This is a genomic window from Paenibacillus sp. S25 (assembly GCF_019454085.1).
GTDB classification, from domain to species: domain Bacteria; phylum Bacillota; class Bacilli; order Paenibacillales; family Paenibacillaceae; genus Paenibacillus; species Paenibacillus polymyxa_B.
This window is the reverse complement of sequence record NZ_CP073683.1, coordinates 4,938,398-4,963,434: the sequence shown is the minus strand read 5'-3', so window position 1 is coordinate 4,963,434 and position 25,037 is coordinate 4,938,398. Positions and strand designations below refer to the sequence as shown.

The following is a 25,037-nucleotide window of genomic DNA, read 5'->3' as shown; positions in this document are numbered from 1 at the left end:
GAGATGTCGCTGGATATGAAAGTAATTAAAGTTCTCAATACGAGTATTGTTCTTGCCAAACGTGAGGATCACAAAGAAATTATCGTGATGGGGAAAGGGATCGGCTTTAAAAGCAAACCTGGTGACTTCGTCGATGAGAACGAGATTGAAAAGATATATGTACTTGAAAATGAAAGCATGTCTTCCGATCTGACAGCGCTAATGAAGGAAACACCCAAAGAGTATTTGATTCTGGCAGACGAAATCATATCTTATGCCAAAAATGCACTATCCAGTCACTTGAGTGAGCATTTATATGTATCCCTGACAGACCATCTGTATATGGCGACCAAACGATTTAAAGAAAATATAAAGATTCAGAATCGGATGCTGTGGGAGGTCAAAAAGTTTTATCCGGAAGAGTTCGGTATTGGCTTGTATGCGCTCACCTTGATTGAAAAGCGTATCGGTCTAGATCTGCCTGAGGAAGAAGCGGCGAATATTGCCTTTCATTTGGTTAATGCTCAACAGACCGATAACAATATGAACCAGGTTTTATTGATGACCAATACGGTCAAAGACATTTTGAACATCATTAAACTGCATTACCAAATCGAACTGGATACCCACAGCATCAACTATTCGCGTTTTCTAACGCACCTTCAATTTTTTGTTCAGAGATTACTCGAACATAAAATGCTGGATTCTCAAGATCCAGAATTAATGAGCCAAATTGTGAACAAGTACCCTGAAGAAGAGAAGTGTGCGTTATCGATTCAACAATATATTGAAGCCAAATTCGAACTTTTGATCCCGGATGAAGAACTTATGTATCTGATCATTCACTTAAAACGAGTCATAAGCAGAAATTAAGAGGAGGAGCTAGAGATGACAGAAATAAAAAGAACATTTCCGAAAGGCTTTTTATGGGGAGGAGCGATAGCCGCAAATCAGGTAGAGGGCGCCTGGAATGTCGATGGTAAAGGGATATCTACAGCAGATATGGCTATTTACAAAAAGAATGTGAGCAAAGCTGACTATAAAAAACACAATTCAATGACTGAGGAACATATCCAAAAGGCGATGCAGGACACGTCAGATCATGATTATCCCAAACGTCAGGGAATTGATTTTTATCACCGCTATCCCGAAGATTTAGCATTGTTTGGTGAAATGGGATTTAAAACGTTGCGAGTTTCTATTGCTTGGACGCGTATTTTCCCCAACGGAGATGAGGACAAGCCCAACGAGGCTGGACTGCAATTTTATGATCGGCTGTTTGATGAAATGCATAAAAACGGGATAGAGCCACTTGTCACCCTGTCCCATTACGAAATGCCGATGTATCTTGTAAACCATTACGGGGGCTGGACCCAACGGAAAGTTGTAGATTTCTTTATCCATTTTTGTAAGACTGTATTTAAAAGATACCAAAACAAAGTAAAGCACTGGATCACTTTTAATGAAATAGATAGTATTGTGCGCCATCCGTTTACGAGCGGTGGTATTTTACCAGAGCGCTTTGAAAATGTAGAGCTAGCGGTTTATCAGGGTCTGCATCATCAATTTATAGCTAGTGCTCTGGCCGTAAAATACTGCCACGAAATCATTCCGGATTCTAAAATCGGCTGTATGTTAACCCGGCTAACGACGTATCCGCACACCTGTAATCCGCAGGATATTTTGGCAGCATTTAAAGATAATCAGTTCAACTATTTTTTTACGGATGTACAGGTTCGTGGAGCGTATCCCCATTATATGAAACGCTTCTTCCGTGAAAAGGAAATCGTGATTGAAAAGCTCGAGGGTGACGATGAAATTTTGAGAACGCATCCGGTGGATTTTATTTCCTTTAGTTACTATATGTCGTTGGTTGCTAGTGCGTATAGTGAAGGCATGGAAAAAGTCAGTGGCAATACGATTGGCGGCGTTAAAAATCCTTATCTGGAAACGAGTGATTGGGGCTGGCAGGTTGACCCGGTCGGCTTGAGACTCTCTCTGAATGAGCTGTACAGCCGCTATGAAGTGCCATTGTTCATTGTAGAAAATGGTTTGGGGGCATACGACAAGTTGGAGGAAGATGGTAGTATTCAGGATGATTACCGTATTGATTACTTCCGTGCACATTTTGAACAAATGCATGAAGCGATTCTAGACGGGGTTGAACTCATGGGCTACACCAGCTGGGGAGCGATCGACTTGGTCAGTTATTCCTCATCTGAAATGGAAAAAAGATACGGATTTATATATGTGGACAAAGACAATGACGGTAATGGGACACTTGAAAGAAAACGAAAAAAGAGTTTCTACTGGTATAAGGATGTTATCTCCAATAACGGGTTGTAAGAAGGGGATTTTCCAAAATCCCGAGAAAAGTGGGCGTACAGGAACCTAAGTGTTCCCGTACGCTTCTTTTCTTATAAGGATACGCGCACACGCCCGAGAAAAGGAGCGGTTGCTGCATAAGCGGCACCTAGCATCGTCGAACGGCTGCCAAGCGTGGAGAAACGAATCTGTAGTTGCCGACGGTGATAGGGCAGAGCACGTTCGTCAATCACTTCACGCATACTTTGCTCCAACCAGGGTCTGGCTTCCGCCAGTGGACCGCCGATGATAAGCATTCCGGGGTTGAGGCTGTTCACAATGTTGGTAACACCCACACCCAGATATCGCCCAATATCACCAAGGACGCTTAATGTACTCGCTTCACCTTGCTGAGCAAACGGCAGTAATTCCGCTGTATTATGTGCAGGCAGTTTCAATGTGGATGCTACATACGCCTTCTCCGAAGCATAGAGCTCCCAGCAGCCGCGACTACCGCAGGAGCAGAGCCGTCCGTTCCAATCAATGGTCATATGACCCGTCTCTCCGGCGTACCCCCAAGCTCCTTGATACGGTTTGCCGTCAATAATAATCCCGGCCCCGATCCCGGACCCTGCACTGATGTAGACCAGATCCCGCACCAGCTGTCGGTGATTACCGTCCATCCCATAGTACAACTCGCCCTGTGCGCCGACGTTGGCTTCGTTATCCACTACGACGGGCAGACCTAGCTCGGCCTCAAGTTGCTGCCGCAGCGGAACCTCTTCCCAGCCCAGATTGGGTGCGAACAAAACGGTTCCGGTTTCATCCACCATACCTGGTACCCCCAGCCCAATACCGACGATACCATGAGGGGAGGGAGGAGTGAGCTGCATGAGCTCCTGAACGAGCTTTCGAATCTGTTTCATGATAAAGGCAGGATCATGCTGGGTTAGGGCAAGGGTAAGCTCAGTTTCAATGGTACCTGCCAGATCGGTCAGGGCGCCTCTAATGTACTGTACGCTCACCTCGATACCGAATACAAAGCCTGCACGGCTGTTGAACAGCAGCATTAAAGGCTTACGCCCGCCGCTGGATTCCCCTAATCCCGTCTCATACACAAGTCCATCGGTGATGAGCTCTGCCACCAGATTGGAAACGGTGGCCTTGTTTAATCCAGTTTGACTGGATAACTGTGCCCGAGATAACGGAGCATGAAGGCGAATACGCTCCAGCACAATGGATTTATTCAGCTTTTTGACAAGCGCCTGATCTCCAGTGACATTCATGGTTAATTCACTTCCTGTTGGTGTGATTCCTGATATTATATCATAAAAACAAACTTAGTTTAAGCAATAGACAAAGTCTTTTGGCTGTGTTAGAATCATTTTTGTAAACGTTTACTACAAAGGAGGAACTTATAATGGCTTATTTCGAACAGGTATCTAAAATTAACTTTGAGGGCAAGCAATCCGACAATCCTTTTGCATTCAAATTTTATAATCCTCAGGAAATTGTAGCGGGAAAAACGATGGAGGAGCATTTGCGTTTTAGCATGGCCTATTGGCATACACTGGTTGCAGGCGGCTCCGATCCTTTTGGTTTGGAGACAGCGGAACGTCCATGGTCCAAGTTTAAAGGACTGGATTTGGCGAAGGCACGTGTGGAAGCTGCCTTTGAATTGCTGGATAAGCTGAATTTACCTTATTTCGCTTTCCACGATGTGGACATTGCACCAGAAGGCGCTTCATTGAAGGAATTTTACAACAATCTGGATACTATCGTGGACCTGATTGAGGAACAAATGAAAGCTACGGGGAAAAAATTGCTGTGGAACACAGCAAACATGTTTAGCAATCCACGCTATATGCATGGAGCTGCGTCAACTTGCAATGCAGATGTGTACGCACACGCAGCTGCTCAGATTAAAAAGGGACTTGAAGTAGGTAAACGTCTGGGCGCAGATAACTATGTTTTCTGGGGAGGCCGTGAAGGTTACGAAACACTGCTGAACACGGACTTGAAGCTGGAGCAGGACAATTTGGGACGGATGTTCCATATGGCTGTAGACTATGCGCATGAAATTGGCTTTGACGCTCAATTCCTGATTGAGCCAAAACCGAAGGAACCAACGAAACATCAGTATGATTTTGATGCGGCGACAACGATTGCCTTCCTGCAAAAATACGATCTGGATAAGCATTTCAAGCTTAATCTGGAAGCTAATCATGCAACTTTGGCGGGTCACACTTTTGATCATGAAGTACGTGTAGCACGGATTAACGGCATGCTGGGATCACTGGATGCAAATCAGGGAGATTTACTTCTGGGATGGGATACGGATGAATTCCCGCTTGATCTGTATGATGCCACACTGACTATGTATGAAGTGCTGCAAAATGAAGGCTTGGGCCGCGGTGGCATCAACTTTGATGCCAAGGTGCGCAGAGCATCATTTGAGCCAGAAGACTTGTTCCTTGCACACATCGCAGGTATGGACACGTATGCGAAGGGACTGAAGGTAGCCGCCAAACTGATCGAGGATCGTGTGTTTGAAGACTTTATTGAGAAGCGCTATAGCAGCTTTAAAGAAGGTATTGGAGCAGACATCGTATCCGGAAAAGCAACGCTTGCTTCTCTGGCTGAATATGCTCTGGCGAACGAAACACCACGCAAAAATGTATCCGGTCGTCAGGAATATCTGAAAGCAACATTAAATCAATACATTTTGGCTGACTAGTGCTAGAACATATATATGTGAGGATTTTGCAAAAATCCTATAAGCGACTTCCAATGAACAAGTTATAGATCGAAATGGTTTAGTTCGTCTATATCTTGCACTTCGGAGCGACTGAATCGAATTTTGCAAAATCCTGATGTAATAAGGGCTGTGCGATAACAGGGAAGGAGGAACTCCAATGCAGGAAAAGCTAAATCAGGAGCAGGAGCGCTATGTCATCGGCGTAGATTTGGGTACCAGCGCGGTCAAGACGGTGCTGGTTAACCGCAAGGGGCAGGTAGCTTATGAAACCTCACAGTCTTATCCGCTCCATCAGCCGAAGGCAGGGTATAGCGAACAGCATCCCGAGGACTGGGTCAGTGGCACGTTAGCATCACTGAAACAGCTTGTGGAGAAGGCCGGAATCGGCGGTACGGATGCCGTAGACGGCATTAGCTTTTCGGGACAGATGCACGGGCTTGTGCTGACTGACAAGGAAGGCAAGGTGCTTCGTCCCGCTATTTTGTGGAATGACACGCGTACAACAGCACAATGCCGTCGTATTGAAGAAAAGCTCGGACCTGAGCTGCTGCGCATCGCACGTAATCGAGCACTGGAAGGTTTCACGCTGCCCAAGCTGCTGTGGGTGCAGGAGCATGAGCCAGATGTGCTGGCCCGTGCGGCCCATTTTATGCTGCCCAAGGATTATGTACGCTATTGTCTGACAGGAGAGCTGGCGATGGAGTATTCGGATGCGGCGGGCACGCTGCTGCTCGATATTGCGAACAAGCAGTGGAGCAAAGAGATCGCTGCTGCGTTTGATCTACCATTATCGCTGTTCCCACCGCTGGTGGAATCCTTTGATCAGACGGGTACGCTACTGCCGGAGATTGCGGAGCAGAGCGGGCTTTCGCCTGAAACGAAGGTCTTTGCAGGTGGTGCGGACAACGCATGTGGTGCGATTGGCGCCGGCATTTTGAGCGAAGGCCGCACCCTGTGCAGCATCGGCACATCAGGGGTTGTACTTTCTTATGAGGAACGCAAGGATATTGATGTGCAGGGGCGGGCGCATTTTTTTAATCATAGTGAGCAGGATGCTTATTATATTATGGGGGTTACGCTCGCGGCAGGATACAGCTTGACTTGGTTTAAGGATACCTTTGCACCAGAGCATTCTTTTGATGCACTGTTGGCAGATGTGAACTCTATTGAACCGGGCAGCCAAGGGTTGCTGTTCACGCCTTATATCGTCGGCGAACGTACACCTCATCCGGATGCAACCATTCGAGGCAGCTTTATCGGGATGGATGCGGGGCATAAGCTTGCGCATTTTACACGGGCGGTACTGGAGGGAATTACGTTTTCGCTCAAGGAATCCATTGATATTCTCAGAGGAACGGGTAAAACGGTGAATGAAGTGATTTCCATCGGCGGCGGTGCGCGTAATGAGGCATGGCTGCAAATGCAGGCAGATATTTTTAACGCGGATATCATTAAGCTGGAGAGTGAGCAGGGACCTGCCTTGGGAGCGGCCATGCTGGCTGCTTATGGTAGTGGCTGGTTTGAATCTCTGCAAGCGTGTGCTGAAGCTTTTCTGCGTGAAGCAGCGAGATATTCACCGAACCCGGAACGTGTGGCACGGTATGAAGGCCTATACGAGCTATACCGTGAAGTTTACTTGCACACGCGAGAGCTAAGTGAGCATTTGGCAGTATATCGGTGAATACGGTGAGCTTTAAGCGTAAAATAAAAAGCGGCTTCGGGTGTAAGAAACCCCCGGAGCCGCTTTTTTCATGTGATGATGAGTTTGAATTAAATACTTTTCTTGATTTTTGCATGATCTTCATTCATAGAACTCCCGGCACAGCCAGGACATGACTTGCTCGACGAACACCCCGCACAGGCGCCTTGACGGCTTTTTCGCAAAAATCGTACCAGCACCCACGCACTATAACCGAGGATCACCAGTAAAATGATGATATTGATCATGGAATCCACTTCCTTCTATTTACTGTGGGCCTGACTTAACCCCAACCTAATAATCTGCCACATTGATAGATTAAGACGGCGATGATATATGCGACGGTCAAAGGATAGATTACAGAAAATGCGGTCCAACGCCACGAAAGGGTTTCTTTACGAATGACCGCTACCGTAGCCAGACACGGAACATACAACAGAATGAACACCATAAAGCTAAAAGAAGCAAGCGGTGTAAAGGCCTGTCTGACTTGTAGTTCAAGTCCCTGCATATCAGGAACGTGGTAAATAATATTCATCGTTGATACGACAACTTCCTTGGCCATAAAGCCCGTGAGCAGGGAAGCACCTGCTTGCCAGGTGCCAAAACCGAGAGGGGCCAGTAATGGAGCGAACCAACCTCCAACGGTGGCAAGCAGGCTGTCATCCATGTCTGCCCCGAAGCCCTGCGGACCAAAATTGGACAAGAGCCAGATGCCAACGGAACCTGCAAGAATAATGGTTCCGGCTTTACGGACGAAGCCTTTGACCTTCTCCCATGTGCTGCGGAATAGTGTAAGAGCCTGCGGCACTCGATAGGGAGGAAGTTCCACGATGAAGAGGGAGGGCTCACCCGACAAAATGGATACTTTGGAAAAAATTTTGGCAAGTATAAGTGAAACGATGATTCCTAACACATACATCAGCATGATGATGCTTGCCGCATGTGTTGGGAAAAACACACCCGCAAACAACGCATATACCGGCAGGCGGGCCGAACACGACATAAAGGGCACCAGCAACGTTGTAATGAGACGTTCTCTGGGCTGTTCAATGGTGCGTGCCGCCATAATCGCAGGGACATTGCAGCCAAATCCGATGATGAAGGGAATGAAGCTTTTCCCGTTCAAGCCTACGGCTTGCATTAGGCGATCCATTAGTATCGTGACCCGTGCCATATATCCGGAGTCTTCGATCACTGAAATTATCAGAAATAAAATAGCAATTTGAGGCAGAAAAACAAGCACACCCCCGACTCCAGCAACGATGCCGTCCACGACTAGACTTTGCGTAAAAGCGGACGCGTTCAAGTGAACGAGTAACTCAGAAATCCAAGTGCTGAGTGTCCCTGAAAAAAATCCATCCAGCATATCTGAAAGGATCGTACCCGCCCAATCGAAGGTGAACTTGAAGGTAGCGTACATCAGCAGCAAAAAGATCGGAATCCCCAGATATCGGTGAGTTAATAGTGAATCCAGCCTATCCGTCAAGCTGTGCGGTCTGAGTTTGGAGGTGTCGAGTGCCTTGGTGCACAGATCAGCAATCCATGCGGTTCGTACAGAACGAATATGCTGAGCAGGGGTGATGGCATGGCCTTCACCGAGAAGTTCTTCCTCGCAACGGTGGATGCGAGCAGTTACTTGTTCACGCTGTACCTCATTCGTCATCCATTCCATGACCACAGGATTGTTTTCCAGACATTGCAGTGCGGCCCACCGCAGTTGCGGCACAGGTGCATTTGGCAGCAAGTTGCAAATATCCGTAATGGCAGCTTCAACGACAGGACCGTAGTCCAATTGAAAAGCATTGGATGTACGTCTTACCTCCCGAAGAGAAGCGAGCATTTGCTTACTTCCACTGCCTGTACGCGCCACCATAGGAATGATGGGGACGTTCAATTGATCGGCTAACAATTCCTTGTTTACGCGAAGACCAGTGGCATCGGCTACGTCAGTCATGTTTAAGCCAAGTACAAGCGGACGGCCATACTCCAGTAGTTGTACGGTCAGATAGAGATTGCGCTGGAGCTGGGAGGCATCCACGATGTTGATCAGGGCCGTAGGAGGTTCTTCCAGCAAATATCGGGTTGCGACACCTTCATCCAGCGAAAGAGGGAGTAAAGAATAGGCGCCCGGCAAATCCACCAATACGGCGGACTTGTCACGCAGGATTCCTGTTTTCTTTTCCACTGTGACGCCGGACCAGTTTCCTACTTCTGCATACGTACGAGTCAGCTTGTTGAATAATGAGGTTTTTCCTGTGTTGGGATTACCGAATAGAGCGATCATGTCCATGTTGGAACAACCTCCAGTTGTTTCACCTGATTTTGGCGGAGGCCGACCAGCTGGCCGTTGCATTCAATGACGATAGGACCGCCCAATAAACTGATTTTCTTTAACCGTATGATGGAACCTTCGTTGATGCCCATATCTGTTAAACGGCGGCGCAATGAGGGATGAAGAGGGGCAAGAGATTGCAAGCGCACAGTCTGACCCAGTGGCGTACGAAGGAGTGAGATACATTCTGGCATGGTACTCAGCCTTTCTGATCTAGAATGAGAATCAATATCATTTACTTCCGATGCCAGTACCATATCATGAGGAAACCTAGATTGCTGTGATAAAACTCTCTGCGAACGACAAGTCTGCTCGTTGTCCCATCTGTTATATAGGCGAGTATGATGTCACAACCTGTCTTGAACTGCACCCTTACTCGTCTGCAACCGACAAAACTAGAGCGTTTGGGGCAACTGTTTTTATGGTAAGATATAGCTGTTTACAACTATGCTAAGAAGGGCAGGAACGCTCTGTATGAACAGAAAAATCGGGGTTAGGCTTGTAAAATGTCTGGTTGCGGGTGCAGCGCTGGCTGTGTTGCTGCCGCAGGCTGTGGAGTGGGGCAGCAATGTGTATGCGGCATCGACCAAGCCGGCTCCATCCGTATCATCGCAGCAGCTTCAGAACAAGCTTTTACAGGCAATGGCTACGCGGAGTGAAACGCTGACCTTTACATATCAAGGGCGAGTGAACGGTCTCAAGCAACAATTACAGATGGCCATCCAACAGGCCATGGAGAGTGATCCGTATGTCAATTATACGATCAAAAGCTACGCATTCAGCTATACAGGCACAACGACCTCCGCTCAGGTTACGATTCGTTTAAGCTACCGGGAGACGAAGGAACAGACAGCATATGTGGATAGCACAGTTAAAGCAGTGCTGGGGGATATTATTACGAAGGGAATGAAGGATCATGAGAAGGTAAAGGCCATTCATGATTGGATCGTCGTTCGCCTGAAGTATGATGAAACACAGCAAAAGTACACAGCCTATGATGGCCTAAAAACGGGAAGCACGGTCTGTCAGGGTTATTCACTGCTGGCCTATAAAATGCTGGAACGTGCAGGCATTACGAACCGGATTGTGGAAGGAAGAGCAGGGGGCCAGCTGCATGCCTGGAATCTTGTTTTATTAGATGGTCGATGGTATCACATGGATACGACATGGGATGATCCAACCCCGGATCGCGCGAACGAGGTAAGCACTTCATATTATCTGTTGACGGATACCGAAATGCGGCGGGATCACTCATGGGTTAAGCCGTATCCTCAGGCGAATACATCGTATCGTGAAACCTTATCAGTTCTGGTGGCTACCGGAGGATCAAAGGCTGCTGTGTATCAAAAACTGTACAATACCCTCGAATATCCGCTGCAAGACGGCAAGGGTCTGGTTAAAACATCCGCCGACATTAAGGAACAGGTGCGTAAGATTGTAAATAAGGGAGGGACAACACTTACCTTTGCCTATCAGGGAACGGAGCGAAGTCTCAAGGAGGATTTACAATCCTTATATCAACTCGGTTTGAAATCCATTTCTTATCAAATTACGGATCTAGGAAGTACCGGCAATCTTCGTGTAACCCTGAAATGGACCTAATCATCTTGCTGTAAAAAGCTACATTAACAAAGGAGTATTCTATTTATATGCACAAGCGTTCCTTTACCTACTTGCTTGGCACGCAGACTATGTCCAATGCGGCCGACATTCTTTACATTATGGCACTTGTGTCTCTGGTTTTTCATGAAACGGACTCGATCTTCTCTTCGGTACTCGTCCCGTTGCTGCGAATGGGGGCACAGATGATCAGCGGCTTTTTAGCACCGCTCATTTTGGTCCGATTCCAGCTTCCTTTTATTTTATTCGTTTCTCAGTTCGGGCAATTGGCTTTCTTTGCTGTTCTGCTGGGCCACTTGTGGTCAGCGGGTACGGAGCCGATATGGGTGATGGTGTTTACGTTGGTGGCAGCCATGTCCTTTCTGGACGGATGGACCACGCCTGCGCGTAATGCGCTGATTCCCCGCCTTGCGTCTGGGGAAGGACTCATGCGGGCAAATAGTCTGGTATCGGTCAGCGATCAGACGGTGCAATTAGCGGGGTGGGGGCTTAGTGGTGTGCTCGTAGCCATGCTAGGCTCAGAAAAAACACTACTGGTGGCTGGCGGGCTGTATATGGTAGCAATGATCTTCACCAGCCTGATTCGAGATCCACTAGAGGGCAAAGCCCATTATTTGCTGCAACCTGGAACAAAGGTGCGAGGTGGAGATGTCTCAGTTTCCGAAGCTGTATCTGAGTCCGGGCAAGGGCATCATGACTTGCCTCCTGCACAGTTGGAAGATACACTGTATGGCCCGGAATCAGAGAGCCCCGCACTACCTCCCAAACGTAAAAAGGAAATACTCCGTGAAGGCTGGAGCCTCATCGGAGCCAGTCGCAGACTGAAAGCTCTTATTTTTATGGATATGATTGACCTTCTAGGGGGTTCGGTTTGGGTAGGCGCGTTCACACTTGCTTTCGCTCAGCAGGTTTTGCACAAGAGCGAGGCATGGTGGGGATACATCAATGCAGCGTATTTTGCAGGAGCGATTGGCGGCGGCATCGTTGTCCTCGCTTGCGTCAAGCATTTGCAGCGCAGACTGCTGCCCGCCATGCTGGCGGGGATGGTAGGCTACGGGCTGCTGACAGCGTGGTATGCACTGAACACATTACCGCCGCTGACGCTGCTTATCGTGTTGTTGATGGGACTACCTGCGGAAATGTCCGTCGTATCCCGCCGCACGATGATGCAAATGAGTGTGTCCGTACATGATTTGCCCAAGGTGCTGTCTGCCCAGGCCACACTGACAAGTTTGACCTTTTGTATATCGCTGCTGTTAATGGGCTGGATTGCAGATCATCTGGGCATCGTTAATTTGTACTTGTTTTCTGCAGTGCTGACGCTGATTGCTGTTATATACGGTATTTTTAGTCGTCGTGCCTTATCCATGTCTTTGTCAGCTTCTTCTTCCAAATAAACAGAAAAAGCCCGTCTCCGGGCATATACAGGTGAAAATGCGGATAAACGGTCTTGGACCAGGTTTACCAGCGTGTTTTCCCTGATATGTGGAGACGGGCTTTTTTACTGTTTTCTATTATTTATCCGAAGAAGCATCCGGACTCAAATCACATTCTTTTAACGGAACGATTTTAGTACGTTTGATCCATTTGTAGCCGAGCCACAGCAGAAGGAACAGCGGCACACTCATATACGTAGCGATCATCGTTTTCCAATCAATTTCCTGTCCGGTGAAGGCATCCGCCCCTTGCCCGATAATGACAATGATACACAGAGCGAAGGCGAACAACGGCCCAAACGGGAACCAGCGGGCTTTGTATGGCAGCTCACTCAGACTGTGACCCTGTGCAGTAAAGGCACGGCGGAAACGATAATGGCTGACCGCAATCCCGACCCACGTAATAAATCCGCACATTCCGGAGGCATTCAGCAGCCAGTTATAGACTACACCGTCTCCATACAGAGAGGCGAGAAAGGCCAGCATACCGACAGCGGTCGTGATCAGCAGCGCGTTCATAGGAATACCGCGTCTATTGATACGTCCGAGGAAACGCGGGGCTTTACCTTCCCGTGCCAAAGCGTACAGTACCCGAGTCGCCGCGTACATACCCGAGTTACCTGCCGACAATACGGAAGTCAAAATAACGGCGTTCATAACAGAAGCAGCAATCGCAAGCCCTGCTTTTTCAAATACGAGCGTGAACGGGCTGACCCCGATGTCACTGATATCTCCCCGCAGCAGATTCGGATTGGTGTACGGAATGATCAATCCAATCACGAGAATCGCCAGAATATAAAAGAACAGGATGCGCCAAAAGATTTGACGGATGGCGCGCGGCACATTTTCACGCGGATTTTCGCTCTCTCCAGCGGCTACCCCAATCAGCTCCGTTCCCTGAAAGGAAAAGCCCGCTGCCATGAATACGCCCAATACAGCAAAGAATCCGCCATGGAACGGGGCGTCTCCTACCGTGAAGTTGGCAAAGCCGATCGCAGGACCACCCATAATGCCAAAGATCATCAGCACACCTACAGTCAAAAAGATGACCACGGTCACAATTTTAATCATGGCGAACCAGTATTCAGACTCACCGTAGCCTTTAACGGTCAACGCGTTGAGCGCGAAGATTACGGCTAGGAATAACAGACTCCACCAGGCAGAGTGGCTTTCCGGGAACCAATATTTGATGAGCACGGTCGCTGCTGCCAATTCGGCAGCAATCGTCACCGCCCAGTTGTACCAGAAGTTCCAGCCCATGGCGAAACCAAAAGCCGGATCGACGAAGCGACCTGCATAGGTGTTAAAAGAGCCAGATTCAGGCATAAATGTAGCCAACTCACCAAGGCTGGTCATGAGGAAGTAGACCATGAGACCAACTGCTGCATAAGCCAGCAGGGCACCACCGGGTCCAGCTTCGGCAACCGCGCCTCCACTGGCGAGGAACAGGCCTGTTCCGATAGAGCCGCCGAGGGCGATCATCGTCATATGGCGGGCTTTGAGACTTTTACGCAAGGTTGCGTCAGGTGTTGCTTTGTGTTGCACGTTCAAACACTCCTTCATGAAATTGTATTTCATGTCAGGGCAAGAGCCAGAAGGAGGGGGAGTATATAAATCAAAAAACCGCAGGGAATACGCCTGCGGTCTTGTCTATGCATTCCGCACCATACCTTCTTCTATAACAAGATAGCTCAACACACGTGTCTGTGTTAGGACAGCGTGTGACAGTTCTGCTCCTTTCGGTTAGCAGCCCCAGCATTCGGAGTATTTACAAAGAGTCAGCTCCGCATACTTCGGCGGGTGTACCTTTCCACTGGAATCTCAGACGGCTCTTATCGTCTCCTCCAGTGTACTGATTACATCCGCGACCTCTACCTCATCATAAAACAGGGTTGATGAGGTGTATGACATGATATTTTATTGTATAGCGAACTACAGTATATCGTACCTGTATATCTTCTGACAATCGACAATTTTTTGAAAATCACTCGTAGAATCTTAAATTAAGAGTTCCGCTTGGCCATCTGCTGCCAAACTGTGCCCGCGGCTTGTTCACCTGATTCGATGCGCTCCAGCGCCATTTTAGCCTGCAGACTGACCTCGAATTCGGGATCATCGACGGCCTTCTCCAGCGCATCACGCGCATCCTCGGTTCCAACCTCGTATAAAAAACGTGCCGCCCGCCAGCGCACCAACTTGCTGCTATCCGACAGGGCTCCGATCATTGCGCTGGTAGCGACCGGGTCGCCGATGTCCGACAACGTGTCGCCTGCGGTGCGGCGTACTGCCGCTGAAGGATCGCGCAGCGCCTCGGCTAGCAGATCCATCGCCTCCGGTGAGCGAATATCGCCCAGATAGACGACGCCCAGCCGCCGCAGCTGCATTTTGTCGTCATGCAGCGCTTGCCGGATTAGCGGCAAATGCTCGGGCGTCGGTTCCAGCCGATCCAGCGCAGCGTAGCGTGTGCGCCAATCCTCGTGCTGCAGGGCCTGCCCCAGCTCGGCATCGCTCCACTCGCGGCGTTCCTCTACGAATTCGCTGTTGTTTGCGCCGTGGGCAATCGCCTGTTGGATAATCTGCTCCAGCCGCTCTTGTGGAAAGGCTGCCTCCAATTCCTGCTCGACCTCGCGTGCAATGTCCGGCAGTTCACCATAGCGGACGCCGTAATCACTCAGCTTGCGTTCCTTAATCAGCGTTGCACTCGCTACACGGGTAACGGCTTGCACAAAGCGATCGGACAAGGAAATTCGTTCCTCCTGCTGCCCCGCCTTGACTCGAATTTGCATAGGAATGCCGCGAAAAAATTGCACAAAGACCTGTGCCTCGCCAAATGCTTCTCCAGAGGTTTCCTCAGGCAAATCCCAATTGGCGTCAGCGCCTTCCTCGCCTAGCCGATCCCGGACTTGACCCAAAATGGTGGACCAGTCTGCATTCCCTTTGCGGTCAAGGGCAACAAAGTCGGTCGTGTGAAACACGCTTTTGACCCCTTCAATGCCCAACATGCGCCGGATAAATGGGGGAGCGGAACGCTCATTGTCCCGTGTATATGTTCTGCGGATACCCGCTTCCAGTCGCTCATCCAGATGCAGCATCATGGTGTTCGGACTGGGAGTTGGCTCGATAGATGTTATTTTCATAGCTCAGTACAGCCTCCTGTTCAAAAGTTCTCCATATATAGCTTATCTGTATTGTAACTCATTCTGCGAATGTCTCCAAAGAGAAGTTCGTGTTTCCGAGGAAAACTCAATGACATATCTCACACTAATTCATGTAAACATGGCTGATGAATATGGAGTTTTTTTAATAAAAACAGGATGCTATATAAGCCAAACTCGAAAAATTAACATGAAAACGGAGTAGGCGGAATGGTGCTGTACAAGCGTAGTGGTCGCTTTTGTCCCCGGATTTCTACCCTAATCATAGGCTTTATTCTAGAAATCCGGGGGCGGTGGCGATGGGAAGCACCATCCGACTGCGCAGTGGCACTATAGGTAGCTTTTAAGTTCGGTTTATAGTTTGATGCTGTCTATGCATTCCGCTTCAGCGGATCGTTCTGGTGGCTGCGAATGAGCAGGGAGGCGATAAAGCCTAGAGACAGAACAGCTGCCAGCAGCATAAATGTAGTTGTCTGATTACCGCCATTATCCATCAAGCGAATGGAAAGCACAGGAGCTAGACTTGTACCGGCAAACAGGATGAAGGTATATAGTGAGACAGCTATAGCTCTCGCTGCACCGCCGAGCTGGCCGACGATTGCTATGAGTGAAGGAACACTCAGGGCAATGCCGCTGACAAAGCATACACTCAATACCACGATAGTCATAAGAGAGTGTGTCATTCCCATCAGCGCCAAACTCAGAATGGAAAGAATAAGGGCTGTACGTAATATAAGGTCCACACCATATTTCTGGGCTAGCTTTCCGGCGAATGGTGAAAGGAGCATGCCGATGATACCAGCGGATCTGACATAAAGCATCTGTCGGCTATTCAGGCCAAATTCAGGGCCGCCAAGATAGCTACCCAAAACCGTGTACATGCTCACAAAGGACATCAGGAGAACAAAAGCAACCGTATAGCTTAACCATAAAGGATACGAGCGCAGAACGGTCCCTAACTGACTGAAAGCTGACCAAATACGAACACCTCGTTGAGGGGAGGGGGTTTTAGGCAGGAAAAAAAGGACGATTAGGAAGGTAATTGCATATAAAATGCCTAGCATCCGAAATACCGTACTCCACCCCATTTGTTCGCTAATGACAATACTAAATACCTGACCAGCGATGCCTGCTACTAGAAAACCGGTGCTGATAAAGCCGATAGCCGTTACCCGTTTTTCGGTCGGGAACATATCGACAGCGTATGCAAGAGCAACGGGAGAAAAGGTGGCCGCAGCTAAACCCTGAAGTAAGCGCAGTGTAACTAATACAGAATATTGACTGGTTAAGCCGATGGATAACGAAATAATCGTTAATGCGAGCAGTCCGGTGACGATAACCTGCTTTCGTCCAAAGCGGTCAGACAATCCACCATAAACAAGACATCCCACCGCAAAGCCTAAGGAAAAGATACTGCCCGGCAGGGCTGCTTCAGCAAGCGTTTTTCCAAACACTTTAGCAAAAAGAGGGACCAAAGGGATTGTCACATACAGGCTGGACATAACTGCAACCGCTGACCAGCATAGGATTACAGTCATCCATGCATAAGGGAGAGCCACATTTTCTTTCTGTATAACGGTATGATTGGTTCGTAATTTACTCATCAGTTGAACACTCCTTGATCATAAAATAAGCAGCTTGTTGATACGCGCAATTAATTATATTAGATAACCTAATTATATGTTTAAAAAAATTTATCTGCCCACCCCCAATCTGCTTTCCATATGATGATGGATTTTTTCTATAATCCGCGAAAAAACGACCTGCTCCTCTGGCTCCAAAATACTCGCTAGAGAAGCACAGGAAGACCAAAATACAGGAAGCACCTGCTGTACAAGATGAGTCCCCGCTTCTGTAATGCGTACGTGAATTTTGCGTCGATCTGTAGAATTATGTTCTCTGATAATCCATCCTCGTTGCTCTGTCCAGTCCAAGATTGATGTAACAGATGCACGACGGATTCCTAGACGGTCGGCAATCATAGAGGGGCTCATCTGAGCCTGAGATTGGTGCAGTGTCAACAGCAACAACAGATCTAGCTTACTCTCTGTGAGGCCGTAGGCAGATAGATCTAGATCGATCGCGTCCAGCACGTTATCACCCGTCCACAGCAAGAAGAGACCAATGCGGGCAAGTTGTCGGTCCGTTCCTGCAAGGGCAGTTTGATCCATTAACTCCAGATAAGGTTCTGGACCCAGACGTGGAAGGGGTTGCTGGACGGTGTCCCCCTTACTTTGTTTTGGTGGCATAAGTTCACTCTTTTCATATAATTAGGTTATCTAATTATATATCAATATAACGTATTGAAATGCATAAGACAATATCTAAAAAGAAATACGGCTACATTCAATGCAGAAGCAGGGTTAAAACTCGGAAGAATGAACCAAACTGTGAATAGGTTACCAAATTGCGCCAATAGATAAGTGAAGGAGGCGTTCCTATGTTCCGCAAGCAGGAAAGAACGCTCATTATTGTATGTATAGTAATTGCGGCCATTATGCTATATGCCGTAATTAAAAGCATAGCTCGCTTGACTCCTTAGTTGGTAATCCAGAGTGATCCGCGATGTTTAAAATGTGAAATGAAGGAGTGAAACCCATTTGTCTTCATTGGACCCTGTATTGCTAAGCCGGATGCTGACCGGAATTACCCTGTTTGTTCATATCGTATTTGCATCCATCGGCGTTGGCGTACCCTTAATGATTGCACTAGCAGAATGGCGTGGGCTGCGAACCGGTGATCCGCATTATACACTGCTGGCCCGACGGTGGGCGCGAGGGTTTGTCATTACCGTTGCCGTGGGTGTCGTTACAGGCACCTCCATTGGTCTACAGCTCAGCTTGCTTTGGCCCACCTTTATGCGGGTGGCTGGACAAGCGATTGCGCTGCCTCTGTTTTTGGAGACGTTTGCTTTTTTCATCGAAGCTATATTCCTGGGCATCTACTTGTATACCTGGGATCGGTTTAAAAGTAAATATTTTCACCTGATGCTGCTCATCCCGGTAGCGATTGCCTCATCTGCTTCAGCGGTTTTTATTACGACTGTGAACTCGTTCATGAACCAACCTCAAGGCTTTACACTCAAAAATGGAGTCATGACTGATATTCATCCCATCCAGGCCATGCTAAATCCGGCTACCCCGACCAAAGTTTCTCATGTACTGGCTTCTTCGTATACATTGAGCGCTGGGGTGCTGATGGGACTGGCTGCTTACAGTATGCTGAGGGGACGTAATCACTCTTATTTCAAAAAGGCGCTGAAGCTGACTGCCACCTGTACCATTGTGTTTGCCATCAGTACCGTGATGATTGGAGACGCATCCGGTAAATTTCTGGCGAAATATCAGCCAGAGAAGCTGGCAGCCGCCGAATGGCATTTTGATACGATGACGCACGCGCCCTTCGTATATGGCGGATATATGGATAAGAACGGTGAAATCAAGTATGCGCTGAAAGTGCCTTATGCACTTAGTGTGTTGGCCGGGAACCTGCCCAGTACGGAGGTCAAGGGCTTAAATGATTATCCCGTAGATCAGCGTCCGCCACTGTCTATCCATTATATGTTTGACCTCAAAATCACCACAGGGGTGCTGATTCTCGTCATTCCGCTGTTATATCTGATCCGCAAGCGTTTGCCAGGTCGCAAACCATACCCCAGATGGCTGCTGTTGGCGCTCATTCTGGTGGGGCCGATGGCGATGGTAGCTATTGAGCTCGGATGGATGTTTGCGGAGGTCGGTAGACAGCCGTGGATTTTACGCGGATATATGAAGGTCTCCGAAGCAGCGACCACTTCTACGAGTGTCGGGTGGATGCTGGTGTTGTTTGTTATTTTGTATCTGGTGTTGTGTTTCTCGGCCATTAAGGTACTCAGCAAGCTATTCCGCAATAAGGATGCGGTGGAAGAGATAAGGCAGCTGGGCCTGGAAGGGGCTGAAGGCAAGTGAGCTATGAGATTGTAGGTATCGCCATTTTGTGGACGTTCCTGTTCGGATATTTGCTTGTGGCATCCATTGATTTTGGTGCAGGGTTTTTCAGCTTTTACAGTGTGTTAACAGGCCACCAGAACAAAATCCACAATATCATTCAACGGTATCTGTCCCCGGTGTGGGAGGTAACAAACGTATTTCTCATCTTTTTTGTGGTGGGATTAAACGGGTTCTTCCCGGATGCGGCATATTACTATGGTACGGCGTTACTCGTTCCCGGCAGTATTGCGATTGTGCTTCTTGCCATCCGAGGAGTGTATTATGCATACAATACGTATGGGCATTCCGGTAAGAATAATATCGTCTACATGGCGTTGTACGGTGCGACAGGATTGCTGATTCCGGCGGCACTGTCCACAGTTCTCGCTATTTCGGAGGGCGGCATTATTGTAGAAAACAGCACAGGTGTTCATCTGCAATGGGGCCAGCTATTAAGCAACCCCTACACGTGGGCGGTTATTATTCTGGCGCTGGTGAGTGTATTGTATATCTCGGCGATGTTTTTGTCCTTTTATGCCAAAAGGGCGGGGGACAAGGTTGCTTTCGAAATCGTACGAGGATACGCGTTGCTTTGGAGTGCTCCTACGATTTTGGCGAGTCTGCTCGCATTTTTTCAGATTAACAAACAAAATCCAGATCATTTTACCAATATGCTGAACATAGCCTGGATGTTTGTTGCATCCTTCATATGCTTTGCAGGAGCAGTTTATCTGGTATGGCAGCGGCGGCATCTGGGGGTTTCATTCATATTGGTGATGCTGCAATTTGCATTTGCCTGGTATGGCTACGGCCGCTCGCATCTCCCGTATGTTCTGTATCCCTACATTAATGTCTACGACAGCTTTACAAATTCTACGATGGCGTATGCATTGATTACGGCGTTTGTTGCGGGTCTGCTGGTGCTGATCCCTTCGCTGATCCTGATATTAAGATTGTTTCTGTTCGATGCAAAATATGTGCGCGGACATGAAGGGAAGAAAGGGTGAGTTAGAGTGGCTGCATTCGAGCATTTTACGATTATGTACGAGTCACCTATCATTATTGTCGTGGCGATTGTGTTTTTGTTTATTTATTCGGCACGCTTTAAAAATCCACAAGACTGACAACAACAGGTGGAACAGGCCTTCCTGATTGATCCGGGAGGTCTGTTTTTGCTGTATTATCGCAGAATTTCCTTTACAGACGTGATTGAATTATACTTTACATATATCAGGATGTTGCATCATTTTATGTTCACACTCGAGTGACAATATATAGTTAAATTGAACCGCTGCGTTTTTTGGAGAACGGGTTCATCAGGGAGGGAGCTGCATCATGCCCAAAGTTCGTTTTAACAATATGGATCAAGTAAATACCGATAAAACAATCAAGCAATTCAGACAATGGCGGCAGGAGCGACGCAGCAAAATAAAGGATTATACGTTCGTTGTGCCAAACCATCCCCCGGAGCTGGAGTTTCTGCATAGCAATCGGGAGATGGCGACAGCCACCTGGGTGGGACATTCCACCTTTTTCATCCAGTATCTTGGGCTGAATATCGTCACCGATCCGGTATGGGCAGAGCGTATGGCTTTTGATAAAAGGTTGGCTCCGCCTGGCATTCGTATTCAGGATGTGCCACCACTGGACATCATTCTGCTGTCTCATTCACATTATGATCATTTACATTTAGAATCGTTGCGGAAATTATATCGTGCAGATACGCTGATGCTCGTACCCACGGGGTTAAAGGCGAAAATGATCCGCAAAGGTTTTCGTAACTGTCATGAGCTGCAATGGTGGGAGCATTTTACGGTAGGAGGGGTACGATTTACGTTTGTTCCAGCCCAGCATTGGACACGACGCACGCCGTTTGATACGAATACTTCACATTGGGGTGGATACGTTCTGCAAAATGAGCAGCAGGTGATTGGCTCTGCCACGTCCGTCACGGAATCTCATCCTCATTCGAATACAGATTCAGAGCATACACCGACGTTGTATTTTGTGGGAGACACCGGATATTTTCGTGGGTTTAAGGAGATTGGCGAGCGCTTTGCCATTGACCTGACCTTTATGCCGATTGGTGCGTATGAACCGGAATGGTTCATGACCTCGCAGCATGTGACACCGGAGGAGGCATTGCAGGGGTTTGTAGATTGCGGCGCAGATCAGATGATTCCAATGCACTACGGAGCCTTCAAGCTAGCGGATGATACGCCAAGAGAGGCGCTGGATCGTCTCGAAGCGGAGCGTGAGCGTATGGGTATTTCGAAGGAACGCATTCATGTTCTGGGGCACGGAGAGACGCTGAAAATTGGACGTCGCTGCTCAACTACAATTTGAGGAATTCGACATAATCCTTATATAAGAGGATTTTGCAAAACTCCAATAAGCAACTTCCAATGAATAAGATATAGATCGAAATGGTTTAGTTCGTCTATATCTTGTACTTCGGAGCGACTGGAATCGAATTTTGCAAAATCCTGATAAACAAAGCGACTCTGCGGACAAATGATGTTGTCTGCGGAGTCGCTTTTTTTGTTTTTAGGCTGTGATGCAGGATTAAACTGCTTCCGTATCACTCGCCAAAGAGGAATCGCTGTTGGCGATGGGATGACGAACGATTTTAACTTCATAGAACGTGATTTTATTTTCAATAATATAGTCTGGAATTTGCCGGTGGCTATGGGATTCGCGGAACGCTTCGCTTTTCGTCCAGCCTTGGAAGTTCTCTTTTTCTTTCCAGCGTGTACTGATCGTTACTTCCTCATAATCCTTCGTGTTTTCAGTTAGCAACACTTCCAGACCGAGAAAACCTTCCATTTTTTCAACTTTTCCTTCTTTGTTAAATCTTTCGATGAGTAGATGTGCATTGCCCGGTGTGATTTTAGATGTATTTGTAACGATAACCATATTAATTTCCTCCTGAATGATGTGGTATGGTCGGTATAATAACCGGATAGCCATTCTCAAATTTGATGGTAGCGTTCATTTCATAAATGTCGCGAAGAAAAGCAGACGTCAAAATCTCACGGGGTTCGCCGGCAACGGCGATGCGTCCCTTTTTAAGCGCAATCATATGATGACAATAGGCCGCAGCTTGCTGCAAATCATGCAGTACCATAACAATCGTCAAGCCGGACTCGTGATTGATACGCCGCAGCATATCCATAACTTCAAATTGGTGGGCGATATCCAGAAAAGTGGTCGGTTCATCGAGCAAAAGAATATTCGTTTGTTGGGCCAAGGCCATTGCAATTCGTGCTTTTTGTTGTTCACCTCCCGATAGAGTATGGAACATCCGATCTGCATAGGGCTGGATGCCCGTGATCTTCATGACATGGTCCACGATTTGCTGGTCCTGTCCGGTATGGCGTACCCTCAAGCCCTTGGCATGAGGAGATCTTCCGTAAGCGACCAGCTCGCGGACCGTCAATAACGGCAGCATATCCTTCATTTGCGGTAGCATTGTAATCGTCTGGGCCAAATCACGTCGTTTGTATTCCTGCACGGGCTTGCCCAGGACGGAAACCTGACCCTGATCCTGCTTGAGCAGCCGGGTCATAATCCGCAAAAGCGTGGACTTGCCTGAACCGTTCGGTCCGACGATCGCAGTGAGCTGACCAGCGGGCAAGGTGATATTCACATCGTTCAGCTTGAAATACCCACGTTGTAAGGAGATATGCTCACCCTGAATGGCTGTCATCCGAAATTCCCCCGTTTCTTGAGCAAGATTAAGAAGAACGGTGCCCCGATGACGGCCAGCAAAATACCGACAGGCAGTTCAATCGGGTCAAACCAGGATCGCGCCACCGTATCTGCGAGAATAACCAGCGTTCCGCCGCCCACAATGGAAAGGGGAAGGAGGAAACGATAATCTTCCCCGATTAGCAGCCGTATGACGTGGGGAACAACCAGTCCTACAAAGCCGATCAACCCGGCTACACTGACTGCTGTACCGGCAAGCAGGGCAGAAAGCAAGATAATGAGCATACGTTGAAGCTCTACTCGCTGGCCCAGTAGCTGTGCTGAATCGTCGCCCAGCAGCAGCAAATTAGCTGGTTTAATCGCAAACAGAGAGGCGATTAAGCCAATAATGGCGTAAGGCGCCATGAACTCTAAATGATGCCAACTTCTTCCGTTTAATCCGCCGGATAGCCAAGGAAGAACGGCCTGTACGCGGTCGCTGTACATGACCATTACGCCGTTGGTGAGTGCGCCCAGCAGCGCGTTGATCGCAACGCCAGCGAGCACAATTTTAACAGGCGATGCCCCTCGGTCCCAAGCCAGCAGATAAATGACGATTGCGCTCAGAAAGGCTCCCAAAAAAGCGGTTATCGGAAGAAGGTAGCTGAGCTGTGGAAGCATCACCATCGTAATGACGGCGGCAAGTCCACCTCCAGCCGATACACCAATAATGCCAGGGTCAGCCAATGGATTTTTCATAACACCTTGAAGAAGTGCTCCGGAAGCTGCGAGACAAGCTCCTACCAGTAAACCTACTAATACTCTGGGTAGCCGGAGATCCATCAGGATCGTGCGATATGTAGATTCATCATTATGTAGCAAAACATGATTAATTTCTTGAAGTGGAATCGATACCGAACCGTAGGCCAGACCGTACACAGAGACGGCCAGCAGTAGAATCGGAAGGGTAATCCAGGCGATGGTGCGTCTTCTGGCGCGCTGTAGTTTGTTCATCTCCATCGCCTATTTCGCCGGATACAGCTTTTGATGCATCAAATCCAGCGCTTTAGTGACACGTGTGCCCGGATTCGTACCGAACAGATCTGAAGGTAAAACCTCGACCTGATTGTTTTTGACTGCTCGGATCCCGTTCCAAGCTGCATTTTCCTGCATTTCCTTTATAAATGCGGCTTTAACATCTTCCGTATTGCCATGGGTCATGATAAAGATGTAGTCAGGGTCAGCCTGTATGATGCGTTCTGTGTTCAGCTGCGCATATTGTGGGAAATTCTGCAGGCCCGGAAAATCAGAGGCGATGTTAGAGCCACCCGCAGCTTCCAGAATGTTTCCACTTAGTGAATTTGGCAGTGCCGCCATATACGTAGCCGGGGCTCCGTAGACTAGCAACACCTTCGGTTTGGAGGCAGAAGCAGTTTCCTTTTGCAGCTTAGCTACTTGTTGGTCAATTTGCTGGTTCAGCTTCATGGCCTGAGCCTGCTTTTGCAGTAATTGTCCGAACAGCGTAATTTGCGACTGAATATCGTGAACTGAATTGGCTCCCGTCAGCAGCAGCTGCGAACCGACTCCTTCAATGGCTGGAATGTCTTTTTCATTCATAGGATAATTGCCTAGCACGACATCCGGTTTGAGCATCGTAATTTTCTCCAGATCGACTTCATGGGTGGAGCCTACTTGCTGAACGTTCTCAGCAGCAGGTACGACGGCAGGTCCATTGGAGTTGGGTCTGCCCACGGCAGTTCCACCCAATGCGTATATGATATCCAGATCGCCATTGCTGAGCGCAATGATATGTTGTGGGGCCTTTTGAAACGCTAACGTCCGTTTTGAAAAATCAATAACTTGAATCGCCGCACCGCTTGGCGTGCCAGAAGTGGCAGATACGGATGCACTGGTTGGTTTGTGATCTGCGGTCGAGGCACCATTACTACATCCGGTAACTGCCAATAAAAGCGCTGCGGACGACCACAACACATAAGATTTCATGTTATTCCTCCTGCAATTTTCGAGTTAAACAATAATGATAATCATTTTCATTTATGTATAAGAGAATGATAATGAATATCACTGGGGAT

22 protein-coding genes and 1 riboswitch are annotated in these 25,037 nt (G+C 48.2%); of the genes, 10 read left to right on the top strand and 12 right to left on the bottom strand.

Annotated features, from left to right (window positions below; genetic code table 11):
- Positions 1–15 precede the first annotated feature (15 nt).
- On the top strand, positions 16–852 hold the full coding sequence (licT, locus tag KAI37_RS21850; RefSeq protein ID WP_071644400.1) for a BglG family transcription antiterminator LicT: 837 nt from the start codon (positions 16–18) through the stop codon (positions 850–852).
- Positions 853–867: 15 nt separating this feature from the next.
- Positions 868–2,325, top strand: a complete 1,458-nt coding sequence (locus KAI37_RS21845) for a glycoside hydrolase family 1 protein (protein WP_220030204.1) — start codon at positions 868–870, stop codon at positions 2,323–2,325.
- 71 nt (positions 2,326–2,396) lie between these two features.
- On the opposite strand, the gene KAI37_RS21840 is transcribed toward KAI37_RS21845, so the two are convergent.
- Entirely contained in the window at positions 2,397–3,569 is a 1,173-nt protein-coding gene (locus KAI37_RS21840; protein ID WP_071642981.1) for an ROK family transcriptional regulator, read from the bottom strand.
- A 134-nt stretch (positions 3,570–3,703) separates the two neighbouring features.
- On the opposite strand from KAI37_RS21840, the gene xylA reads away from it, so the two are divergent.
- On the top strand, positions 3,704–5,020 hold the full coding sequence (gene xylA, locus KAI37_RS21835) for a xylose isomerase (protein ID WP_071642979.1): 1,317 nt from the start codon (positions 3,704–3,706) through the stop codon (positions 5,018–5,020).
- A 178-nt stretch (positions 5,021–5,198) separates the two neighbouring features.
- On the top strand, positions 5,199–6,722 hold the full coding sequence (xylB, locus tag KAI37_RS21830) for a xylulokinase (protein ID WP_071642977.1): 1,524 nt from the start codon (positions 5,199–5,201) through the stop codon (positions 6,720–6,722).
- Positions 6,723–6,811: 89 nt separating this feature from the next.
- On the opposite strand, the gene KAI37_RS21825 is transcribed toward xylB, so the two are convergent.
- From KAI37_RS21825 to KAI37_RS21815, 3 genes are read right to left on the bottom strand one after another with little or no spacing between them, the layout of a single operon-like run.
- Complete coding sequence (locus KAI37_RS21825; RefSeq protein WP_080682954.1) at positions 6,812–6,988, bottom strand: FeoB-associated Cys-rich membrane protein; 177 nt, start codon at positions 6,986–6,988, stop codon at positions 6,812–6,814.
- 35 nt (positions 6,989–7,023) lie between these two features.
- Positions 7,024–9,033, bottom strand: a complete 2,010-nt coding sequence (gene feoB / locus KAI37_RS21820) for a ferrous iron transport protein B (RefSeq protein WP_220030203.1) — start codon at positions 9,031–9,033, stop codon at positions 7,024–7,026.
- Entirely contained in the window at positions 9,024–9,269 is a 246-nt protein-coding gene (locus KAI37_RS21815) for a FeoA family protein (RefSeq protein ID WP_016820309.1), read from the bottom strand. The genes feoB and KAI37_RS21815 overlap by 10 nt, the downstream gene beginning before the upstream one ends.
- 280 nt (positions 9,270–9,549) lie before the next feature.
- Here KAI37_RS21815 and KAI37_RS21810 point away from each other — a divergent pair, with 280 nt between their 5' ends.
- Entirely contained in the window at positions 9,550–10,677 is a 1,128-nt protein-coding gene (locus KAI37_RS21810) for a transglutaminase domain-containing protein (RefSeq protein WP_220030202.1), read from the top strand.
- A gap of 47 nt (positions 10,678–10,724) precedes the next feature.
- Positions 10,725–12,092 carry an MFS transporter gene (locus tag KAI37_RS21805; RefSeq protein WP_071642969.1) on the top strand — a complete coding sequence of 456 codons (1,368 nt, stop codon included), beginning with the start codon at positions 10,725–10,727 and terminating at the stop codon, positions 12,090–12,092.
- 117 nt (positions 12,093–12,209) lie between these two features.
- Here KAI37_RS21805 and KAI37_RS21800 read toward each other — a convergent pair whose 3' ends face one another.
- The 4 genes from KAI37_RS21800 to KAI37_RS21785 all read right to left on the bottom strand — a co-directional run bounded on the left by KAI37_RS21800 (position 12,210) and on the right by KAI37_RS21785 (position 17,535).
- Complete coding sequence (locus KAI37_RS21800) at positions 12,210–13,676, bottom strand: amino acid permease (protein ID WP_071642967.1); 1,467 nt, start codon at positions 13,674–13,676, stop codon at positions 12,210–12,212.
- Between the two features lie 134 nt (positions 13,677–13,810).
- A riboswitch (Lysine riboswitch) is annotated at positions 13,811–14,013 on the bottom strand.
- Positions 14,014–14,134: 121 nt separating this feature from the next.
- Positions 14,135–15,268, bottom strand: a complete 1,134-nt coding sequence (locus tag KAI37_RS21795) for a virulence factor (RefSeq protein ID WP_023990304.1) — start codon at positions 15,266–15,268, stop codon at positions 14,135–14,137.
- A gap of 389 nt (positions 15,269–15,657) precedes the next feature.
- Positions 15,658–16,890 carry an MFS transporter gene (locus tag KAI37_RS21790; RefSeq protein ID WP_220030201.1) on the bottom strand — a complete coding sequence of 411 codons (1,233 nt, stop codon included), beginning with the start codon at positions 16,888–16,890 and terminating at the stop codon, positions 15,658–15,660.
- Between the two features lie 90 nt (positions 16,891–16,980).
- On the bottom strand, positions 16,981–17,535 hold the full coding sequence (locus tag KAI37_RS21785; protein ID WP_071642963.1) for a MarR family winged helix-turn-helix transcriptional regulator: 555 nt from the start codon (positions 17,533–17,535) through the stop codon (positions 16,981–16,983).
- Between the two features lie 351 nt (positions 17,536–17,886).
- On the opposite strand from KAI37_RS21785, the gene KAI37_RS21780 reads away from it, so the two are divergent.
- The 4 genes from KAI37_RS21780 to KAI37_RS21770 all read left to right on the top strand — a co-directional run bounded on the left by KAI37_RS21780 (position 17,887) and on the right by KAI37_RS21770 (position 21,600).
- The gene (locus KAI37_RS21780; RefSeq protein WP_071642961.1) at positions 17,887–19,233 is read left to right on the top strand and encodes a cytochrome ubiquinol oxidase subunit I; all 1,347 of its coding nucleotides are present in this window, start codon (positions 17,887–17,889) and stop codon (positions 19,231–19,233) included.
- Positions 19,230–20,261 carry a cytochrome d ubiquinol oxidase subunit II gene (locus KAI37_RS21775; protein WP_023990300.1) on the top strand — a complete coding sequence of 344 codons (1,032 nt, stop codon included), beginning with the start codon at positions 19,230–19,232 and terminating at the stop codon, positions 20,259–20,261. The genes KAI37_RS21780 and KAI37_RS21775 overlap by 4 nt, the downstream gene beginning before the upstream one ends.
- Positions 20,262–20,267: 6 nt before the next feature.
- A complete protein-coding gene (gene cydS, locus KAI37_RS26810; RefSeq protein ID WP_007432143.1) occupies positions 20,268–20,378 on the top strand; it encodes a cytochrome bd oxidase small subunit CydS family protein in 111 nt (36 codons plus the stop codon).
- Positions 20,379–20,589: 211 nt separating this feature from the next.
- A complete protein-coding gene (locus KAI37_RS21770) occupies positions 20,590–21,600 on the top strand; it encodes an MBL fold metallo-hydrolase (RefSeq protein WP_220030199.1) in 1,011 nt (336 codons plus the stop codon).
- Between the two features lie 219 nt (positions 21,601–21,819).
- Here the strand turns inward: KAI37_RS21770 and isdG are convergent, their stop codons facing one another.
- The 4 genes from isdG to KAI37_RS21750 are packed head-to-tail and all read right to left on the bottom strand — an operon-like array spanning position 21,820 to position 24,948.
- On the bottom strand, positions 21,820–22,170 hold the full coding sequence (isdG, locus tag KAI37_RS21765) for a heme oxygenase (RefSeq protein WP_023990297.1): 351 nt from the start codon (positions 22,168–22,170) through the stop codon (positions 21,820–21,822).
- 1 nt (position 22,171) lies between these two features.
- On the bottom strand, positions 22,172–22,963 hold the full coding sequence (locus tag KAI37_RS21760) for an ABC transporter ATP-binding protein (protein WP_220030197.1): 792 nt from the start codon (positions 22,961–22,963) through the stop codon (positions 22,172–22,174).
- Positions 22,960–23,958: a FecCD family ABC transporter permease gene (locus tag KAI37_RS21755; protein ID WP_220030196.1), complete on the bottom strand. Its 999-nt coding sequence runs from the start codon at positions 23,956–23,958 to the stop codon at positions 22,960–22,962. The genes KAI37_RS21760 and KAI37_RS21755 overlap by 4 nt, the downstream gene beginning before the upstream one ends.
- 9 nt (positions 23,959–23,967) lie before the next feature.
- A complete protein-coding gene (locus KAI37_RS21750) occupies positions 23,968–24,948 on the bottom strand; it encodes an ABC transporter substrate-binding protein (RefSeq protein WP_220030194.1) in 981 nt (326 codons plus the stop codon).
- Positions 24,949–25,037 lie beyond the last annotated feature (89 nt).

What these genes read in the sequence shown, in the direction of transcription:
- licT (WP_071644400.1), top strand. Translation starts at nt 16, where the DNA reads ATGAAAGTAATTAAAGTTCTCAATACGAGTATTGTTCTTGCCAAACGT.
- KAI37_RS21845 (WP_220030204.1), top strand. Translation starts at nt 868, where the DNA reads ATGACAGAAATAAAAAGAACATTTCCGAAAGGCTTTTTATGGGGAGGA.
- KAI37_RS21840 (WP_071642981.1), bottom strand. Translation starts at nt 3,569, where the DNA reads ATGAATGTCACTGGAGATCAGGCGCTTGTCAAAAAGCTGAATAAATCC.
- xylA (WP_071642979.1), top strand. Translation starts at nt 3,704, where the DNA reads ATGGCTTATTTCGAACAGGTATCTAAAATTAACTTTGAGGGCAAGCAA.
- xylB (WP_071642977.1), top strand. Translation starts at nt 5,199, where the DNA reads ATGCAGGAAAAGCTAAATCAGGAGCAGGAGCGCTATGTCATCGGCGTA.
- KAI37_RS21825 (WP_080682954.1), bottom strand. Translation starts at nt 6,988, where the DNA reads ATGATCAATATCATCATTTTACTGGTGATCCTCGGTTATAGTGCGTGG.
- feoB (WP_220030203.1), bottom strand. Translation starts at nt 9,033, where the DNA reads ATGGACATGATCGCTCTATTCGGTAATCCCAACACAGGAAAAACCTCA.
- KAI37_RS21815 (WP_016820309.1), bottom strand. Translation starts at nt 9,269, where the DNA reads ATGCCAGAATGTATCTCACTCCTTCGTACGCCACTGGGTCAGACTGTG.
- KAI37_RS21810 (WP_220030202.1), top strand. Translation starts at nt 9,550, where the DNA reads ATGAACAGAAAAATCGGGGTTAGGCTTGTAAAATGTCTGGTTGCGGGT.
- KAI37_RS21805 (WP_071642969.1), top strand. Translation starts at nt 10,725, where the DNA reads ATGCACAAGCGTTCCTTTACCTACTTGCTTGGCACGCAGACTATGTCC.
- KAI37_RS21795 (WP_023990304.1), bottom strand. Translation starts at nt 15,268, where the DNA reads ATGAAAATAACATCTATCGAGCCAACTCCCAGTCCGAACACCATGATG.
- KAI37_RS21790 (WP_220030201.1), bottom strand. Translation starts at nt 16,890, where the DNA reads ATGAGTAAATTACGAACCAATCATACCGTTATACAGAAAGAAAATGTG.
- KAI37_RS21785 (WP_071642963.1), bottom strand. Translation starts at nt 17,535, where the DNA reads ATGCCACCAAAACAAAGTAAGGGGGACACCGTCCAGCAACCCCTTCCA.
- KAI37_RS21770 (WP_220030199.1), top strand. Translation starts at nt 20,590, where the DNA reads ATGCCCAAAGTTCGTTTTAACAATATGGATCAAGTAAATACCGATAAA.
- isdG (WP_023990297.1), bottom strand. Translation starts at nt 22,170, where the DNA reads ATGGTTATCGTTACAAATACATCTAAAATCACACCGGGCAATGCACAT.
- KAI37_RS21760 (WP_220030197.1), bottom strand. Translation starts at nt 22,963, where the DNA reads ATGACAGCCATTCAGGGTGAGCATATCTCCTTACAACGTGGGTATTTC.
- KAI37_RS21755 (WP_220030196.1), bottom strand. Translation starts at nt 23,958, where the DNA reads ATGAACAAACTACAGCGCGCCAGAAGACGCACCATCGCCTGGATTACC.
- KAI37_RS21750 (WP_220030194.1), bottom strand. Translation starts at nt 24,948, where the DNA reads ATGAAATCTTATGTGTTGTGGTCGTCCGCAGCGCTTTTATTGGCAGTT.